Below are 17,207 nucleotides of genomic sequence, written 5' to 3'. Positions count from 1 at the left end.
GGGGGCTCCGCCGGACCGGCGGCCGGACCGACGCGGCCCGCGTCGTTGCTGTCGGTCGTCGCCCCCGCGTCCGGCGTGGCCGAACGCGCGTCAGTGGAACGGGAGTCGGCCGCCATCGACAGGAAGCCGGCCCGTCCGGCCGGTTGCGCGGAGCGGCTGTACCGGCCCCGCGCCCGCCGGCGTCACTTCGGACTCGCGTACGCGCGCAGCCGCTCCTCGCGGCTTGTCAGACAACAGCTCGCACAGCGCACCTCCTCCGCGCTCGTGTAGTACAGGCAGCAGGTGTTGCGCAGATAGACCAGCCGCTCCGGTCCGTCCGGCGTTCGCCGGACCCGTGCGACCTCGCCCAGCGCCGCGAGCCCGCCGGGTGCGGCGTCCGCGAACTGCCGCCAGCGGGCGGCCAGCAGATCCACCTGGTCGCCGTACGCGCACAGTGCCGTGGCGCAGCCGTGGGCGACCCCTCCGCTCAACTGCCTGGCCCCGGCGCGGGTGCGATGACGCAGCGCGTCGGCGATCGGCAGCAGATGGCCGTCGAGCAGGGTGCGGTGCAGCAGCCGTACGGAGTCCTCCCCGGCCCGGGGCACCAGCAGCCGGGACCTGCGCACGCGGACTCCGCCGATCCCGTGCGTGGCGGGGCGCACCAGGACATTGCCCGACCGCATGTCCGGTACCTCGTCGTGCAGCGCCCAGTGGAGCACGGCGGCGGCAGTGACCCGGCCCGCGTACACCGCCATCAGGGTCAGGGCGGTCGCATGGCCGCTGCGGTGGCCGCTGCTCGTGCGTTCGCGCTCCAGCAGCGTGGCCAGCTCCTCGCTCGCCGGATCGGCCAGTCGGCCGGCCGCCAGCCACTGCCCTGCTTCGCTCGCGGGGGGTTCGCCCTCGGTGACCTGCCAGCGTGGTCCGTGCGGCAACGGTGTCCAGACGGGGGAGGCGTCGTCGCTCATGACAGCGGGAGGTAGACGACGTTGGGGGAGCCGGTGACCGGATGGACGCCGATCCGGGACCGTATCCCGTAGACCTCGGCCAGCAGTTCTTCCGTCAGTACCGCGTGCGGGGAACCGGACGCCACCAGTCGTCCGGCGCTGAGGACGAAAAGCCGGTCGCAGTAGGAGGCAGCCAGATTGAGGTCGTGCAGCACCAGCAGATTGGTGGTGCCCAGGGTCCGCACCAGGCCGAGGACCTCCAGCTGGTAGCGGACGTCCAGATGGTTCGTGGGTTCGTCGAGCGCCAGCAGCCCCGGTTCCTGGACCAGGGCGCGGGCGATCAGGGCCCGTTGCCGTTCCCCGCCGGACAGCTCCTCGAACCGCCGGCCGGCCAGGGGCGCCGCGCCGACACGCTGGAGCGCCCGGTCGATGCGTCGGGCGTCTTCGGCGTCGTCCTGCTCCCAGAACCGTTTGTGCGGGCTTCGGCCCATCGCCACGATCTGACGTACGGTCAGGCCGAAGGTGCCGGGGCTGTCCTGAGGAACGACGGCGACGCGGCGGGCCCGTTCCTTCGTACTGAGCGCCGCGGCGTCCGCTCCGTCCAGCAGGACCCGACCCGCCGCGGGGCGCAGGGCACCGTACACACAGCGCAGGAAGGTGGTCTTGCCGCTGCCGTTCGGCCCGACCAGGCCGACCGTCTCGCCGGGGGAGGCGTCCAGGGTGACCGCGTCGAGCAGGGTACGGCCGGCCACCTCGTAGCTGATCCCGTCGGCGGCGAGCGCCGTCGGGGGCGGTGCCGGGCTCATCCGGTGATCCCTTCGGTACGGCTGGAGCGGCGCAGCAGCCAGAGGAAGAACGGGCCGCCCACCAGGGCGGTGACCACCCCGGCCGGAATCTCTTCCGGGGCTGCCACGGTCCGCGCCAGCAGATCGGCCAGCAGCAGGAAGACCGCCCCGCCCAGCGCCGTCACCGGCAGCAGCCTGCGGTGGGACGCGCCGACGATCAGCCGGGCGGCGTGCGGAACCATCAGGCCGACGAAGCCGATCGCCCCGCTGTAGGCGACCAGCACGCCGATGATCAGCGACACCAGCACGAAGACCCCGCCCCGGAAACGGCCGGGGTCCAGACCGAGGCTGCGGGCCCCTTCCTCCCCGGTCAGCAGCAGATCCAGCGGACGGGCCAGGCTGATCAGGAGTACGGCACCGACGCCCAGTACCACCGCGGGCAGCGCCAGTTGGTCCCAGCGGGCGCCGCCCAGGCCGCCCAGGGTCCAGAACAGGATCGCCCGCACATGCTCGGCCCGCGAGGACAGCACCAGGATCAGGCTGGTGAACGCGGACAGCACGTACTGGATCGCCACCCCGGCCAGAATCAGCCGGCCCGTCGTCATGGTGCCGCCGCGCCGGGCCATCGCGTAGACGGCGACCAGCGCGGCCATGGACCCGGCGAACGCTGCGACGGGCAGCGCCACGTCGGTGGCCACCCCGGCGCCGACCCCCAGCACGATCACCATGGCGGCGCCCGCCGATGCCCCGGACGAGGCGCCCAGCAGGAACGGATCGGCCAGCGGGTTGCGCACCAGCGCCTGGAGCACCGCGCCCGACAGGGCCAGCCCGGCGCCGACGACGGCCCCGAGCAGCACCCTGGGCAGCCGTACCTCCCACACGATCGTGGGGAACGCGCCGGAGCGTTCACCGCCCAGGAGCGTACGCAACACCTCTCCCGGCGGAATCCGTACCGGGCCGAGCACCAGTCCGGCCACCACCGCCGCGAGCAGCAGCACCACGAGGGCGCCGGTCACGACGGGGGCCGAGCGGAGGACGGACTGGGGGCCGGGGCTGGCGGGCCCCGCGCTCACAGTGTGCCGGGGTGCAGCTGCCCGGCCAGGTCCTGTACGGCGTCGGCGACCCGGACACCGAGCACGGCCGAGGACAGCGGGAGTACCGCGAACTTCTTGTTCTTGATCGCCGGCACGTCCGCGAGTGCCGGGTCGTTCAGCAGCCGCTTCTTCTTGGCCTCGACCGTGGTGCCTCCGTAGTCGTAGATCACGACCACTTCGGGCTTGCGCTTGATGACCTGCTCCCAGGACACGTCGCCGAAGGTGGCGTCGAGGTCCGCGAAGACGTTCCGTCCCCCGGCGAGCCGGACGATCTCGTTGCCGATGCCCTTGCCGCCCGCCGTGAAAGCGGAACTTTCGCCGGAGTCGTACACGAACACCGAGGGATGTGCGGAGCCCTTGAGCTCCGTCCCGACCGTCGTGATCTTCCGTCGTTCGTCGGCGATCAGCTTCCTGCCGCGCTCCGGTACGCCGAAGACCCTGGCCACCTGGGTGATCTCGGTGGCGAGCTGATCGACGCCGACCCTGCCCCTGGTGCAGTTCTCGATGTTCAGCCGGGTGTTGATGCCGTCCTTCTGGAGCCCCGCCCGGTCCTGGCCCTTCGCCTTGTCGAAGGCGCTGGCGTACCCGCCGTAGACGAAGTCGGGGTTGGCGCCGAGGAGTACCTCCTTGGAGGGGTACTCCTTCGCGAGCACCTTGGTGCCGTCGTACGCGGACCGGTACTCCGGCAGGATGCTGTCGTCCAGGTAGGCGGTCCCGGCCAGCCGGTCCTGGAGCCCGAGGGCCAGCATGATCTCGGTGACGTGCTGGTTCATGGTGACGACCCGCTTCGGCGGGGCGTCGAAGGTCGTCCTCGTACCGCAATTGGTGACGGTGTAGGGGAAACCGTCGGCGGCCGGTGCGGCCTCTGCCCTGCTCTCGCCACCGGTTCCGCAGCCGGTGAGCGGCAGTAGAAGCAGGGGTATGAGCGCGAGGGGTACACGGCGTATCGGGGGCATGGCCGAGCCTTTCCGGGGGATGTCCTCGTCCCCTGGTTGTACGAGAAGGCGGCGCGGTCAGTATCTGGCTTCCGGGCTGTGTGCAGCCCGGTCACAGTGGCGGGACCGTACCGGATTCACACCGGTTTCCTGACGCGCGTCGCCTGAGATTTCAAAGGCCATTCTGTCAGACCGCGAATTGCGCGGATCATGCCCCTTGCGGTGGCCGCCCCGGGCGGCCCCGGACGCCGACGTCCGCGACGACGACCGGCCCTGCGGGCAGGTTTCGCCCGGACCAGGAGGGTCGCCCGCCCCGCCATCGGCTCTGCGGGTACCGGTCAGCTCTCGACCTCGGTTCTGTCACCGCCCCAGAGGGTGTGGAAGGTGCCGTCGCGGTCGACGCGGTGGTAGGTGTGCGCGCCGAAGTAGTCGCGCTGGCCCTGGGTGAGGGCGGCGGGAAGGCGTCCGGCGCGCAGGGAGTCGTAGTAGGCGAGGGCGGCGGCGAAGGCGGGGGTGGGGACGCCCTGGGTCGCGGCGGTGGCGATCACGGTGCGCCAGTCGTCCTGTGCGGCGGCGATCTCTCCGGCGAAGCTCTTGTCGGACAGGAGGCTCGCCATCCGGGGCTGGGCCTCGTAGGCGCTGGTGATCCTGTCGAGGAACGCGGCCCGGATGATGCATCCGCCGCGCCAGATCGAGGCGACTCTGCCGAGATCGATGTCCCAGTCGTATTGCTCGCTGCCCGCCGCGATCTCGTGGAAGCCCTGGGTGTAGGCGACGATCTTCGAGGCATACAGTGCCTGCTCGACCTGGTCGGCGAATGCCGCCGCCTCGTCCTCACCGAGCTTGCGGGCGGTCGGTCCGGCGAGGTGGCGTGAGGCGTCACGGAGGGCGGCGTGGCCGGAGACGGAGCGGGCGAACACGGCCTCGGCGATGGAGGAGACAGGAACGCCCAGGTCGAGGGCGACCTGCACGGTCCAACGGCCGGTGCCCTTCTGCTCCGCCCGGTCGAGCACGACATCCACGAAGGGCTTTCCGGTCGCCGCGTCGACATGGGAGAGCACCTCTGCCGTGATCTCGATGAGGTACGAGTCCAGGCGCCCGGTGTTCCATACGCGGAAGATGTCCGCGATCTGCGCGGGGGAGTATCCGGCCACGTCGCGAAGCAACTGGTAGGCCTCGCCGATGAGCTGCATGTCCGCGTACTCGATGCCGTTGTGCGTCATCTTCACGAAGTGCCCGGCGCCGTCCGGACCGATGTGCGTGACGCACGGCGCGCCGTCCTTGGCCTTCGCGGAGATCTTCTCCAGCATCGGTCCGAGCGAGTCGTAGGACTCCTTGCTGCCGCCCGGCATGATGCTCGGTCCGTCGAGCGCGCCTTCCTCGCCGCCGGAGATGCCGGTGCCGACGAAGTGGATGCCCCGCTCGCGCAGTTGCTTCTCCCGTCGGCGGGTGTCCTCGAAGTGGGCGTTGCCGCCGTCGATGATGACATCGCCCTCTTCCAGGAGAGGGGCGAACTCCTGGATCACCGCATCGGTGGGATCGCCCGCCTTCACCATGATGACGAGCCTGCGTGGACGCTCCAGCGCCGCGACGAACTCCTGCGGGGTGTGCGCGGGGACGAAGACGCCCTCGTCGCCGAACTCCTCGATCAGCGCGTCCGTCTTCGCGGCCGTCCGGTTGTGCACCGCGACCGTGAATCCGTTGCGGGCGAAGTTGCGCGCGAGGTTGCGGCCCATGACCGCGAGACCTGTGACGCCGATCTGTGCAGTGCCGCTCGTCTGTGCAGTGCCGCTCATCTGTGTGCTCTGCAATCTGTTTCGGGGATGCCCGGATCTTCGGCAATGCCGGGATCTTCAGTATGCGTACGGGGTGCGGCAACGGCCTGTTCGGCATCGCCCGGATGGAGTCACCTGTGTATTCTAGGAAAATGCCTAGGGTGCCTAGGCGAGGTTCGATGGAGGTGGCGAATGGTTCGCGCGGGTCTCACGACCGAACGCGTGGTGGCGGCGGCGGCCGATCTGGCCGACTCCATCGGCTTCGACAAGGTCACCATCTCCGCGCTGGCCCGCGGCTTCGGGGTCAAGGACGCCAGCCTGTACTCCCACGTCAGGAACCTGCACGACCTGCGTGTCCGGGTCGCACTGCTGGCCGCCGGGGAGTTCATCGACCGGATCGGCGCCGCGGTCGCCGGCCGGGCCGGGAAGGACGCCCTGGTCGCGTTCGCCGACGCCTACCGGGCCTTCGCGCTGGAGCGGCCCGGACGGTACGAGGCGACACAGATGCGGGTCGACCCCGAGATCGTCGCCAGGTCGGCCGCGTACCACCGCACCATCGAGACCACGGGTGCGATGCTGCGCGCCTACGGGCTGTCCGAGCCCGATCTGACGGACGCGGTACGGCTGTTGCGCAGCACCTTCCACGGCTACTGCGCCCTGGAGGCGAGCGGCGGCTTCGGCGCGCCCCGCGACGTACAGAAGTCCTGGGAGCGCTCCGTCGAGGCCCTGCACTTCCTGCTGGAGCACTGGCCGTCCGCCACCGGTGAAGACGCCGACGAGGGGGAGAACGGACATGACTGACCACATGCTGCCGGAGCGCACCGGACGTCTGAAGGTGCCCGGGGCGACGCTGTACTACGAGGTGCGCGGCCGGGGCCCGCTGCTGCTCCTGATGCCGGGCGGCAGCGGCGACGCGGGGCTCTACGACCGGATGGCGGCGCGGCTGGCCGACAGCTGGACGGTCGCGGCCTTCGACCCGCGCGGCTACTCGCGCAGCCTGCTCGACGGCGCGCCGCAGGAGCAGCGGGTGGCGGTGCAGAGCGAGGACGCCCACCGGCTGATCGAGCTGCTGTCGCCGGACGGCGGGCCGGTGGCCGTCTTCGGCTCCAGTTCGAGCGCGATCGTCGCCCTGGACCTGCTCTCCCGCCACCCGGAGCGGCTGCGCCGAGTGGTCGCGCACGAACCGCCGTCGGTGGAACTGCTGCCCGATCCGGAACGGGGACGGAAGCTCTTCGCCGCGGTGCGCGACTCCTTCCGCAGGGGCGGGGTGGCCGCGGCGCTGGCCACCATGACCGAGGGGCTGACGGACCCGGAGGCGCCCGAGCCGGCCGGGGGCGGACACCGGGCGGCGCCCGAACCCTCCGCGCGGGAGGCCGAGGCGTTCCGGCGGATGGGGGACAACCTCCCGGTGTTCCTGGAGCACGTGCTGTGTTCGTTCAGCGGGTACGTGCCGGACCTGGCGGCCCTGCGGCGCGGTGCGGAGAAGCTGGTCATCGGCGTCGGGGAGGACTCCCGCACCCTGCTCACGGCGATTCCCGGTGCCCGGCTGACGGACCGGGGGATCGGCGGGCTCGTGGAGTTCCCCGGCGGGCACACCGGTTGTGTCGAGGACCCCGGGGCGTTCGCCGCGCGACTGCGGGAGGTGCTGTCCGACCCGGCGCCGGAGGGGAGGCCGACGCCTCTGAACGGCAATCACCGACCGTGATCCGCTTCCACAAACATTCCATTACACACCTTTGAATTCACCCTCACTGCTGATGAGTTGGCAATAGTTTGAGGTAAGTCTCCGGTCAAAGGTCTGGTGTCGGACCATCTGGGGCGGCACCCTGGCTTCGGCGTCCCGACGACGCATCCGAATCCGGCGAAGGCAGGCAGATGACACCGATCACCCGAAGGGGATTCGTGGCGCTCGGCGCGGGCGTGGCGGCGGGAGCCGCCATGCCCGCGGTGACCGCGGGCGCCGCGGTCCGGACGGGCACGGCGAGCGCGACCGCGGCGACCGGCACCATCAAGGACGTCCGGCACGTCGTGGTGCTGATGCAGGAGAACCGCAGCTTCGACCACTACTTCGGCGCGCTCAAGGGCGTGCGCGGCTTCTCGGACCGCTCCGGGCTCACCATCGGCGGCGGCCGCAGCGTCTTCGACCAGCCCAACGGTACGGGGCGGCAGTATCCCTGGAAGCTCAGCGCCACTCCGGCCGCGGGCGGCGCCGATCCCGAGACGATCGCCCAGTGCAACGGCGATCTGCCGCACAGCTGGACGTCCCAGCACGCGGCCTGGAACAAGGGCCGGATGGACAACTGGGTGACGGGCGTGGGGAACGTCCGCTCGCTCGGCCACCTGGAGCGCTCGGACCTCCCCTTCCACTACGCGCTCGCCGACAACTACACGGTGTGCGACGCCTACTTCAGCTCGGCGCTCAGCGCCACCGGCCCGAACCGCACCTTCCTGTGGAGCGGCAAGGTGGACGCGTCCAGCAAGGACGGCGGTGACGAGTCCGGGCTCACCTGGGAGACGTACGCCGAGGCGCTCCAACGGGCCGGTGTGTCCTGGCGCGTCTACCAGAACGCCGACGACAACTACGGCGACAACGGCCTCGCCTACTTCCGGAAGTTCACGGACGCGCCGGCCGGCGACCCGTTGCACGACCTCGGGATGGCGTCGGTGAGGAAGGTGACCGGCTCCACCCCCGATGACATCGCCGCCGCCATCAAGGCAGATGTGGTGGCCGGTACGTTGCCGCAGGTGTCCTGGGTCGTCGCCAACCAGGCCTTCTCCGAGCACCCGTACGCCCCGCCCGGCGACGGCGCACACTTCGTCGACCTCGTGTACCGGGCGCTCGCCGCCGATCAGGACGTCTTCGACTCCACGGTGCTCTTCCTGAACTACGACGAGAACGACGGCTTCTTCGACCACGTACCGCCCCCGTCGCCGCCCGCCGGAACCGAGGGGGAATTCCTCGGCGGAGTGCCCATCGGCCTCGGCTTCCGCGTCCCCATGATCGTCATGTCGCCCTGGACCCGCGGCGGATGGGTCTCCTCGGAGGTCTTCGACCACACCTCCGTGCTGCGCTTCCTGGAGACCTGGACCACGGCTCTCGGGAAGCCGGCGGTCTGTGCCGGCATCAGTGCCTGGCGGCGCAGGGTCAGCGGTGACCTCACGGGCGTCTTCGACTTCGCCCATCCGGTGAACGGTGTGCCGTCCGGCCTGCCGGCCACCCCGGTGATCGGGATGAACACCTGCGGCCCCCTGCCCAACCCCGTACCGCAGAACAACGCACTGCCCGCGCAGGAGCCCGGCACCCGGCCCGCCCGTGCGCTGCCCTACCAGCCCGGCGGTGATCTGGACCGGCTGGAGTACGGTGCCGCGGGAGTCGTCAAGCTCTGGCTGACCATGACCAACAAGGGCGCACCCGCGACCCGGGCCGCACACTTCTCGGTGCACCCCAATGCCCACCGTTCGACGGTGCCGTGGCAGTACACCGTGGACGCGGGCGGCACCGCCACGGACTTCTTCAACATCGGCACGGCCAACGGCGACGGCAAGTACGACTTCACCATGGCCGGACCCAACAGGTTCCTGCGCCGGTTCACCGGCGACGCCACGGCTGCGGGCAGGTCCTGCGAGGTGGCCGCCCGTTACGCCGACGCACCGGACACCGGCAGGCCCGCCCTGTGGTTCACCCTCACCAACACCTCGGCGAACGCCGTCACGTTCACCGTGACCTCCGGCCAGTACCGGAGCGACGGCCCCTGGACGTACACCGTCCCGGCCGGCGGCAGCGAGGAGGACTACTTCAACGCGGTGGCGCTGACCAAGGGCTGGTACGACTTCACCGTGAAGATCGGCAGTGACGCCTCCTGGTCGCGGCGGTACACCGGACACATCGAGACGGGCGCGGCGAGCGTAAGCGGCTGAGACGGGAGGGGCGCGGTGGCGGACAGAGCCGGATCCGGCTTCCCCCGCCACCGCGCCTACCGGACGTCAGCCCGCGAAGACGGTGTCGTGCTGATCGGGGATCACACTGCCGTCGCCACGGAGCACCGGGCCCGGGGTCCCGTCCGACGCGGTGTAGCCGGTGGTGGCACACGGATAGGCGCCGTTCAGCCTGCCCTTCGGCGCGATGAACATGGGGTTGACCAGCCACCTGCCGTCCGCGTCGTCGTAGGAACGGCACATCAGCTCGGCCTTGTTGCGGTTCAGGGCCAGTCGCAGTCCGGTCGCGTCACGGAGCATCGACACATCCGTGTCGGAGTCCCCGGCGGCGAACACCGGGCGCCGCTCGGGGTCCTGCACCCGGGAGGCGGCCGCGCCGCGCACACCGAAGATCTCCTTGTTGATCCAGCAGCGCTTGCCGTCGATGTAGGTGATCTGCGAGTCCTCGCCCGGGCGCGCGGTGCCGCAGGAGCTCAGGTGCGAGGTGTAGCGGCCCCGCTCGGTGGTGGACCGGATGCCGATCACGTTCCCGGGCGCGACATCGACGCCCCCGGCCCAGACGTCGACCACGGGCTGCGGTGACGCGGAGACGATCCACACGTCGAATCCGGCCCGGCGCAGCGTGCGGATCAGGTCGCGCTGCTGGTCGTAGTAGCGGACGTAGCCGGTGGCGTCGGTAGTGCTGCCGACCCGCTGGGTGGCGCCCACGGGGGCGGCCAGGTTCTCGGCGCGGGCCTCGGCGGCGAAGGAGCGCACCTGCGCCGCCGTCCAGCCGTGGGTGAGCTGCGCCAGCCAGGCGTACGAGGGTTCCATCGTGCGCCGGTCGTGGCCGGCGAACGCGTCCTGCCCGGAGGTGGTGGTGGCCTCGCTGTAGACGGAGAGGATCTCGTCGGCGCAGCCGGTGTCGGTCGCGGTCGGCAGGGTGCGGTCGCGGCCGGTGCCGTCCGGGCAGGCGGCGCGCAGCGACTCGGCCGCCGCGTCGGTGAGGTAACGGCTGGTGGTGCGCCAGTCCCCGTGCTCGGGCTGCCGGATCCGGGAGTTGCGCAGCAGCCAGAACATGGTGGCGTCACCGACGTCGTTCTTGATGACGGTGTTGTCCCAGTCGAAGACCGCCACCGGCGCCGCCCGGCCGTTGCGGTGGTGCGGCGAGCAGCTTCCGTAGCGGTCGATGAGGCGCTGGATACGGGCCTGGTTGGCCCCGTACCAGCCCGTGGAGACGGACAGCTGCGGACAGGCGCGGCCGGGGCGGTCGTGGGCTCCGGCGGGTGCGGTGACGGTGGTCAGGGCCGCCGCCAGCGCGAGCGCGGCGACGGTCAGCCGTGCGGCGGAACGCCGTACGGGCGGGGATGCGGGACGGGATCTGGGCACGCCGAGGACACTCCTGTGGTGTGGGCGGACATCGCGGGCGGGGCGGACGGAACGGCCGGGCGTCCGGTGACGCCCGGCCGAAGGTCCGGTGGCCGCCCGGCCGGGCGGCGTGGTCGTACGGCCGGGGCCGCGCGACCCGCGGCCCGGCCGCACGCCGTCTAGAGGGGGGTGACGTAGGCGCCGGAGATCCCGCCGTCGACCAGGAAGTCCGTGGCGTTGACGAACGAGGAGTCGTCGCTGGCCAGGAAGGCCACGGCGGCCGCCATCTCGGTGGGCTCCGCGAACCGGCCGAGCGGGATGTGCACCAGCCTGCGCGCGGCCCGCTCCGGGTCCTTGGCGAACAGCTCCTGGAGCAGCGGGGTGTTGACCGGCCCGGGGCACAGCGCGTTGACCCGGATGCCCTCCCGGGCGAACTGCACACCGAGCTCGCGCGACATGGCCAGCACGCCGCCCTTGGACGCGGTGTAGGAGATCTGCGAGGTGGCGGCGCCCATCCGGGCCACGAAGGAGGCCGTGTTGATGATGGAGCCCCTGCCCTGGCGGCGCATGTACGGGATGGCCGCCTTGCAGCAGAGGTAGACGGAGGTGAGGTTGACCTCCTGCACCCGGCGCCAGGCTTCGAGACCGGTCTCCAGGATGGAGTCGTCCTCGGGCGGCGAGATCCCCGCGTTGTTGAACGCGATGTCGACCGAGCCGTACGTGTCGAACGCGGCCTTGAACAACGCCTCGACCTGCTCGGCGTCGGTGACGTCGGTGCGTACGAAGAGTCCGTCGACCTCCTCGGCGGCGGCCTTGCCGCTCGCCTCGTCCACATCGGCGCAGACGACGTGCGCGCCCTCGGCGGCCAGGCGCCGGACGGTGGCCAGCCCGATGCCGCTCCCGGCTCCGGTGACTACGGCGGTGCGGCCGACCAGGCGGCGGCAGACAGCGGTGGTGTCGGTCATGGTGCTCAGGCCTCCGTGCTGATGAAGACGTTCTTGGTTTCGGTGAAGGCGGCGAGTGCGTCGGGGCCGAGCTCGCGCCCCAGTCCGGACTGTTTGTAGCCGCCGAAGGGAGTGGCGTAGCGGACGCTGGAGTGGGAGTTGACCGAGAGGTTCCCGGCCCGCAGCCCCTGGCCGACCCGCAGCGCGCGGGCCACGTCACGCGTCCAGATCGATCCGGCCAGACCGTATTCCGTGGCGTTCGCCAGTCGTACGGCGTCCGCCTCGTCGTCGAACGGCAGTACCACGGCGACCGGCCCGAAGACCTCGTCGACGGCCACCGGGGCATCGGGCGACACCCCGGCGAGCACGGTCGGCGGATACCAGAACCCGGGGCCGTCGGGCGCCGAGCCGAGGATCGTCCGTACGCCGTCGGGCAGGGCAGCCACGAACCCGCTCACGCGTTCCCGCTGGACGGCCGAGATCAGCGGACCCATCTGGGTCTTCTCGTCCGACGGGTCGCCGACCACCACGGCGGCGACGGCCGGTGCCAGCAGATCGAGGAAGCGGTCGTAGACCGGGCGCTCGACCAGGATGCGGGTCCGGGCGCAGCAGTCCTGCCCCGCGTTGTCCAGGAAGGACATCGGTGTTCCGGCCGCCGCGGCCTCCAGGTCGGCGTCGGCGAAGACGACGCTGGGGCTCTTGCCGCCCAGTTCCAGGGTGAGCCGCTTCACGCGTTCGGCGCAGCGGGTCATGATGTGTTTGCCGGTCCGGGTGGAGCCGGTGAAGACGATCTTGGCCACGCCGGGGTGGTCCACCAGGGCGGCGCCCGCCACCGGACCCTCGCCCGGCAGCACCTGGAACAGCCCGCCGGGCAGCCCGGCCTCCAGGGCCAGCTCCGCCAGGCGCAGCGCGGTCAGTGGGGTGGTCTCGGCGGGCTTGAGCAGTACGGCGTTGCCGGCGGCGAGCGCCGGGGCCGCGCCCCAGGCGGCGATCGGCATCGGGAAGTTCCACGGGGCGATGACCCCGACGACGCCGAGCGGCTCCAGCAGGGTGAAGTCGATGCCGCCGGCGACCGGGATCTGCCGGCCCAGCAGGCGTTCGACCCCACCGGCGCAGTAGTCGAGGAGGTCGCGCACATTGCCCGCCTCCCAGCGGGCGTTGCCGATGGTGTGACCGGCCTCGCGGACCTCCAGCAGGGCCAGTTCCTCGATGTGTTCGTCGACGGTGGCGGCGAACCGGCGGAGCAGCCGGGCGCGGTCGGCCGGCGCCGCCGCGGCCCAGACGCGCTGGGCGGCGGCGGCGCGGGCGACCGCCGCGTCGACAGCGGCGGCGTCGGTGGTCGGGACGGTGGCGACGACCTCGGCGGTGGCCGGGTTCAGGACGTTCAGGCTGTGCGGTGCCAAGTGGTGGGACACGTACGGGCCTCGATCAGGGGTGAGGGACGTGAGGGGAGCGGGGGAGTGCGGGGGACGTGCTGGACGGGACGGCGGTCACAGGCGCTCGAAGGAGCGGCGCAGCTCCCAGTCGGTCACGGCGGCGTCGTAGGCGGCGAGTTCGACACGCGCCATGTTCAGATAGTGCGCGACGACCTCCTCCCCGAACGCCTCCTTGGCGATGGGACTGGCCTCCCACAGATCGGCGGCCTCGCGCAGGGTGGTCGGCACCTGCTCGTACTCGGCGGTGTAGGCGTTGCCCGTGCAGACCTCCGGCAGCGCCAGCTCGTGCTCCACGCCGTACAGCCCAGCGGCGACCAGTCCGGCGGTGGCCAGATACGGATTGACGTCGCCGCCGGGCAGCCGGTTCTCGAAGCGGCGGGAGCGGCCGTGGCCGACCACCCGCAGGGAGCAGGTGCGGTTGTCGTGACCCCAGGCGACGGCGGTCGGCGCGAAGGAGCCGGGCTGGAACCGCTTGTAGGAGTTGATGTTCGGCGCGTACAGCAGGGAGAAGTCGCGCAGGGCGGCGAGCTGTCCGGCGAGGAAGTGCCGCATCAGGTCCGACATGCCGTCCGGGCCGTCACCCGGCATCGCGTTGTCACCGTTTTCGTCGGTGAGCGAGAGGTGGATGTGACAGGAGTTGCCCTCACGCTCGTCGTACTTGGCCATGAAGGTGAGCGAGACGCCCTCCTGCGCGGCGATCTCCTTGGCACCGGTCTTGTAGACGGCGTGCTGGTCGCAGGTCACCAGCGCCTCGTCGTAGCGGAAGGCGATCTCGTGCTGGCCGAGGTTGCACTCGCCCTTGGCCGACTCGACGGTCAGCCCCGCCGCCTGCATCTCGTTGCGGATGCGGCGCAGCAGGGGTTCGACGCGGCCGGTGCCGAGGATGGAGTAGTCGATGTTGTACTGGTTGGCCGGGGTCAGCCCGCGGTAGCCGCGGTCCCAGGCCTGCTCGTAGGTGTCCTTGAAGACGATGAACTCCAGCTCCGTGCCCACCTGGGCCCGGTAGCCGAGGCCGGCCAGCCGGTCCAGCTGGCGGCGCAGCACCTGGCGCGGTGCGGCGACGACCGGGCCGCCGTCGTTCCAGGCGAGGTCGGCGACGAGCAGCGCGGTGCCCTCGTGCCAGGGCAGCAGCCGCAGGGTGTCGAGGTCCGGGACCATCGCGAAGTCGCCGTAGCCGCGCTCCCAGGAGGACATCGCGTAGCCCTCGACGGTGTTCATGTCGGTGTCCACGGCCAGCAGGTAGTTGCAGCCCTCGGTACCGTGCTCCAGAACCTCGTCGAGGAAGAACCCGGCGGCGAACCGCTTGCCCTGGAGCCGGCCCTGCATGTCGGGAAAGGCCAGGACGACGGTGTCGATGGCCCCGCTCGCCACGAGCGAGCGCAGCTCCTCGACGGCGAGCGGGGGTGTGCGGTCTGCCACGGGATTCCTCCTTGGGTGCACCGAGATCCGTAAGGTATGACAGGGAACCATTGCTTGGGAAGAGGGCCCGGCCGACGGTGGTGAAACACCTTCGGAGGCGCCCGACGCACCCGTACGAACCGGGCGCACATCGGTAACCACTGTTTGACGCGCGCCCCTTGTGTTTCGCCTGACGTTCCACAAAGGTATGGCGACGAACCTTTGATGCGCCCGTTTCGTCTGCCACGCCTCGACGCAGCGCCGTCGACACACATCTGGAGCGCCCCATGGCCCAGGGAACCGACACACCCACCAGCCCACCCGGCGACCCGGCCGGCGCGGTGACCGGCAAGGACGAGTACCTGCACCGCCGTACGCTGCGCCGGGGCAGCGCGGGCTGGCTCCTGCTGACCGGACTCGGCGTCGCCTATGTCGTCTCCGGCGACTACTCCGGCTGGAACATCGGCCTGTCCAAGGGCGGCTTCGGCGGGCTCGCCGCGGCCACCGTGCTGATGGGCCTGATGTACGCGTGCCTGGTCTTCGCCCTGGCCGAACTCTCCGCCATCCTGCCCACCGCGGGCGGCGGTTACGGCTTCGCACGCCGCGCCCTGGGCACCTGGGGCGGCTTCCTGACCGGTACGGCCATCCTCATCGAGTACATCCTCGCCCCCGCCGCCATCTCGCTGTTCATCGGCGACTACGTCGAGTCCCTCGGCCTCTTCGGGCTCACCTCCGGCTGGCCCGTCCATCTCGCCTGTTTCGCCGTCTTCATCGGGATCCACCTCTGGGGCGTCGGCGAGGCGCTGCGGTTCAGCCTGGTCGTGACCGCCGTCGCCGTGGCCGCCCTGCTCATCTTCGCGATCGGCGCCTTCACCGAGTTCGACGCCGGCCGCCTCAACGACATCCCGGTCGACACCAGTGCACTCGGCTCCTCCTCCTGGCTGCCCTTCGGCCTTCTCGGTATCTGGGCCGCCTTCCCCTTCGGCATGTGGTTCTTCCTGGGCGTCGAGGGCGTGCCGCTCGCCGCCGAGGAGGCCAAGGACCCCGTCAGATCGATGCCGAGGGCACTGGCCATCTCGCTCACCGTGCTGGTCGGGCTGGCGGTCCTCACCTTCCTCTCCGCCACCGGCGCACAGGGCGCGAAGGCCATCCAGGAGGCGGGCAATCCCCTGGTCGTCGCGCTGCAGGGCGACGGCGGTCCCACCGCCCTGAGCCGCTTCGTCAACTACGCGGGTCTGGCGGGCCTGGTGGCCTCCTTCTTCTCACTGATCTTCGCCGGCTCCCGCCAGCTGTTCGCGCTGTCCCGGGCCGGCTATCTGCCCCGCTTCCTCTCCCTGACCAACCGCCGCAAGTCCCCCTACCTCGGCCTGCTGATCCCCGGCGCGATCGGCTTCACACTCGCCGCCTGGATCGGCAACGGCGGCCGGATGCTGAACGTCGCCGTCTTCGGCGCCACCATCAGCTACGCCCTGATGGCGCTCTCCCACATCGTGCTGCGCCGGCGCGAACCGGACCTGGAACGGCCCTACCGCACACCCGGCGGCGCGCTCACCTCGTCCGTGGCGCTCGTGCTGGCATGCTCGGCCCTGGTGGCGACCTTCCTGGTGGACCGGGACGCCGCGTTCATCGCGCTCGGCGTGTACGTGGTGGCGCTCGCCTACTTCGCCCTCTACAGCCGTCACCGCCTCGTCGCGAGCGCCCCGGAGGAGGAATTCGCCGCCCTCGCGGCGGCCGAGGCCGAACTGGCGCGGGACTGAAGGGGACCGGGGGACAAGGGCGTCGCCCACTCCCGCACCGCCGCCGCGCCCGTACGCGCAGTGGTGGCACCACGACCGAACAGCGAACGAACCAGAGGAGGGGCCCGTGAACCGGCCCGTCATCGGCATCAGCACCTACCAGGAACCGGCCCGGTGGGGCGTCTGGGACACACCGGCCGTCCTGCTGCCCGCCGTCTATCCGCGCCTGGTACGGGCGGCCGGCGGCCTGGCGGTGATGCTGCCGCCCGACGACACCGCCGACGCGGCCCGGGAGGCCGTGGCGGCACTGGACGGTGTGGTCGTCGCGGGCGGCGCCGACGTCGAACCGGCCCGCTACGGCGAGGTGGCCGACCCCCGCACCGGCCCGCCCGCACGCGAGCGCGACGCGTGGGAGACCGCCCTGATCGAGGCGGCGATCGCCCAGCACGTGCCGCTGCTCGGCATCTGCCGGGGCATGCAACTGCTCAACGTCGCGCTCGGCGGCACCCTGCACCAGCACCTGGACGGGCACACCGGCGGCCCCGGCGTATTCGGCGAACACCCCGTCATTCCCGTTGCCGGTACGGCGTACGCGGCCGCGGTCGCGGAACCGGACGTGGTGCCCACCTACCACCACCAGGCCGTGGGCCGTCTGGGATCCGGCCTCACGGCGAGCGCCCATGCCCCCGACGGCACGGTGGAGGCCGTGGAACTCACCGGCCACGACAGCCTGGTGCTGGGGGTCCAGTGGCATCCCGAGATGGGCCACGACACCCGGGTCATGACCGCCCTCGTGGACGCGGCCCGGCACCGTGCCACCGCCCGGGCGGGCGCGCCCGCCCGGTGACCGCCGTCGGCAAAGGGCGGTGGCCGCCGGGCCGGCCGTGACGGGTGAGTC

14 protein-coding genes and 1 riboswitch are annotated in these 17,207 nt (G+C 71.4%); of the genes, 5 read left to right on the top strand and 9 right to left on the bottom strand.

The genetic code is table 11. The features are described 5' to 3' along the window. Positions 1-182: 182 nt before the first annotated feature. The 5 genes from ACGF8B_RS11585 to gndA form a co-directional block, all read right to left on the bottom strand. A complete protein-coding gene (locus ACGF8B_RS11585; protein ID WP_392737053.1) occupies positions 183-944 on the bottom strand; it encodes a (2Fe-2S)-binding protein in 762 nt (253 codons plus the stop codon). Further along, on the bottom strand, positions 941-1,729 hold the full coding sequence (locus ACGF8B_RS11580) for an ABC transporter ATP-binding protein (protein ID WP_392737051.1): 789 nt from the start codon (positions 1,727-1,729) through the stop codon (positions 941-943). Before ACGF8B_RS11580 ends, ACGF8B_RS11585 begins: the two co-directional genes overlap by 4 nt. Then, positions 1,726-2,724, bottom strand: a complete 999-nt coding sequence (locus ACGF8B_RS11575; protein WP_392737049.1) for a FecCD family ABC transporter permease — start codon at positions 2,722-2,724, stop codon at positions 1,726-1,728. The genes ACGF8B_RS11580 and ACGF8B_RS11575 overlap by 4 nt, the downstream gene beginning before the upstream one ends. Positions 2,725-2,777: 53 nt before the next feature. Next, a complete protein-coding gene (locus tag ACGF8B_RS11570) occupies positions 2,778-3,758 on the bottom strand; it encodes an ABC transporter substrate-binding protein (protein WP_392737046.1) in 981 nt (326 codons plus the stop codon). A gap of 37 nt (positions 3,759-3,795) precedes the next feature. Continuing rightward, a riboswitch (cobalamin riboswitch) is annotated at positions 3,796-3,949 on the bottom strand. A 126-nt stretch (positions 3,950-4,075) separates the two neighbouring features. Beyond that, on the bottom strand, positions 4,076-5,533 hold the full coding sequence (gndA, locus tag ACGF8B_RS11565) for an NADP-dependent phosphogluconate dehydrogenase (protein WP_392737045.1): 1,458 nt from the start codon (positions 5,531-5,533) through the stop codon (positions 4,076-4,078). Between the two features lie 171 nt (positions 5,534-5,704). Between gndA and ACGF8B_RS11560 the strand changes: the two genes are divergently transcribed. From ACGF8B_RS11560 to ACGF8B_RS11550, 3 genes are all read left to right on the top strand, one after another. Then, the gene (locus ACGF8B_RS11560) at positions 5,705-6,313 is read left to right on the top strand and encodes a TetR-like C-terminal domain-containing protein (RefSeq protein ID WP_392737043.1); all 609 of its coding nucleotides are present in this window, start codon (positions 5,705-5,707) and stop codon (positions 6,311-6,313) included. Next, complete coding sequence (locus ACGF8B_RS11555) at positions 6,306-7,217, top strand: alpha/beta fold hydrolase (protein WP_392737041.1); 912 nt, start codon at positions 6,306-6,308, stop codon at positions 7,215-7,217. The genes ACGF8B_RS11560 and ACGF8B_RS11555 overlap by 8 nt, the downstream gene beginning before the upstream one ends. Before the next feature lie 170 nt (positions 7,218-7,387). Continuing rightward, positions 7,388-9,430 (top strand): phosphocholine-specific phospholipase C, encoded by a 2,043-nt coding sequence (locus ACGF8B_RS11550; protein ID WP_392737039.1) that lies wholly within the window; start codon positions 7,388-7,390, stop codon positions 9,428-9,430. 66 nt (positions 9,431-9,496) lie between these two features. On the opposite strand, the gene ACGF8B_RS11545 is transcribed toward ACGF8B_RS11550, so the two are convergent. The 4 genes from ACGF8B_RS11545 to ACGF8B_RS11530 form a co-directional block, all read right to left on the bottom strand. Next, positions 9,497-10,816 carry an HAD family hydrolase gene (locus ACGF8B_RS11545; protein ID WP_392737037.1) on the bottom strand — a complete coding sequence of 440 codons (1,320 nt, stop codon included), beginning with the start codon at positions 10,814-10,816 and terminating at the stop codon, positions 9,497-9,499. 158 nt (positions 10,817-10,974) lie between these two features. Beyond that, positions 10,975-11,760, bottom strand: coding sequence for a 3-oxoacyl-ACP reductase (locus tag ACGF8B_RS11540; RefSeq protein ID WP_342280918.1), 786 nt, complete (start codon positions 11,758-11,760; stop codon positions 10,975-10,977). Positions 11,761-11,765: 5 nt separating this feature from the next. Then, positions 11,766-13,154: an aldehyde dehydrogenase family protein gene (locus tag ACGF8B_RS11535; protein ID WP_392737034.1), complete on the bottom strand. Its 1,389-nt coding sequence runs from the start codon at positions 13,152-13,154 to the stop codon at positions 11,766-11,768. 75 nt (positions 13,155-13,229) lie between these two features. After that, positions 13,230-14,594, bottom strand: a complete 1,365-nt coding sequence (locus ACGF8B_RS11530) for a glutamine synthetase family protein (RefSeq protein ID WP_392737032.1) — start codon at positions 14,592-14,594, stop codon at positions 13,230-13,232. Between the two features lie 266 nt (positions 14,595-14,860). On the opposite strand from ACGF8B_RS11530, the gene eat reads away from it, so the two are divergent. Together eat and ACGF8B_RS11520 are read left to right on the top strand one after the other, a co-directional pair. Continuing rightward, positions 14,861-16,330: an ethanolamine permease gene (gene eat / locus ACGF8B_RS11525; RefSeq protein WP_392737030.1), complete on the top strand. Its 1,470-nt coding sequence runs from the start codon at positions 14,861-14,863 to the stop codon at positions 16,328-16,330. Positions 16,331-16,436: 106 nt separating this feature from the next. Further along, positions 16,437-17,156: a gamma-glutamyl-gamma-aminobutyrate hydrolase family protein gene (locus tag ACGF8B_RS11520; protein ID WP_392737029.1), complete on the top strand. Its 720-nt coding sequence runs from the start codon at positions 16,437-16,439 to the stop codon at positions 17,154-17,156. Positions 17,157-17,207: the final 51 nt, after the last annotated feature.

The sequence above is a fragment of the Streptomyces sp. NPDC047917 genome (genome assembly GCF_043204345.1).
GTDB lineage: Bacteria > Actinomycetota > Actinomycetes > Streptomycetales > Streptomycetaceae > Streptomyces > Streptomyces sanglieri.
The sequence above is the reverse complement of the archived record's forward strand: the minus strand, read 5'-3'. Positions and strand labels throughout refer to the sequence as shown.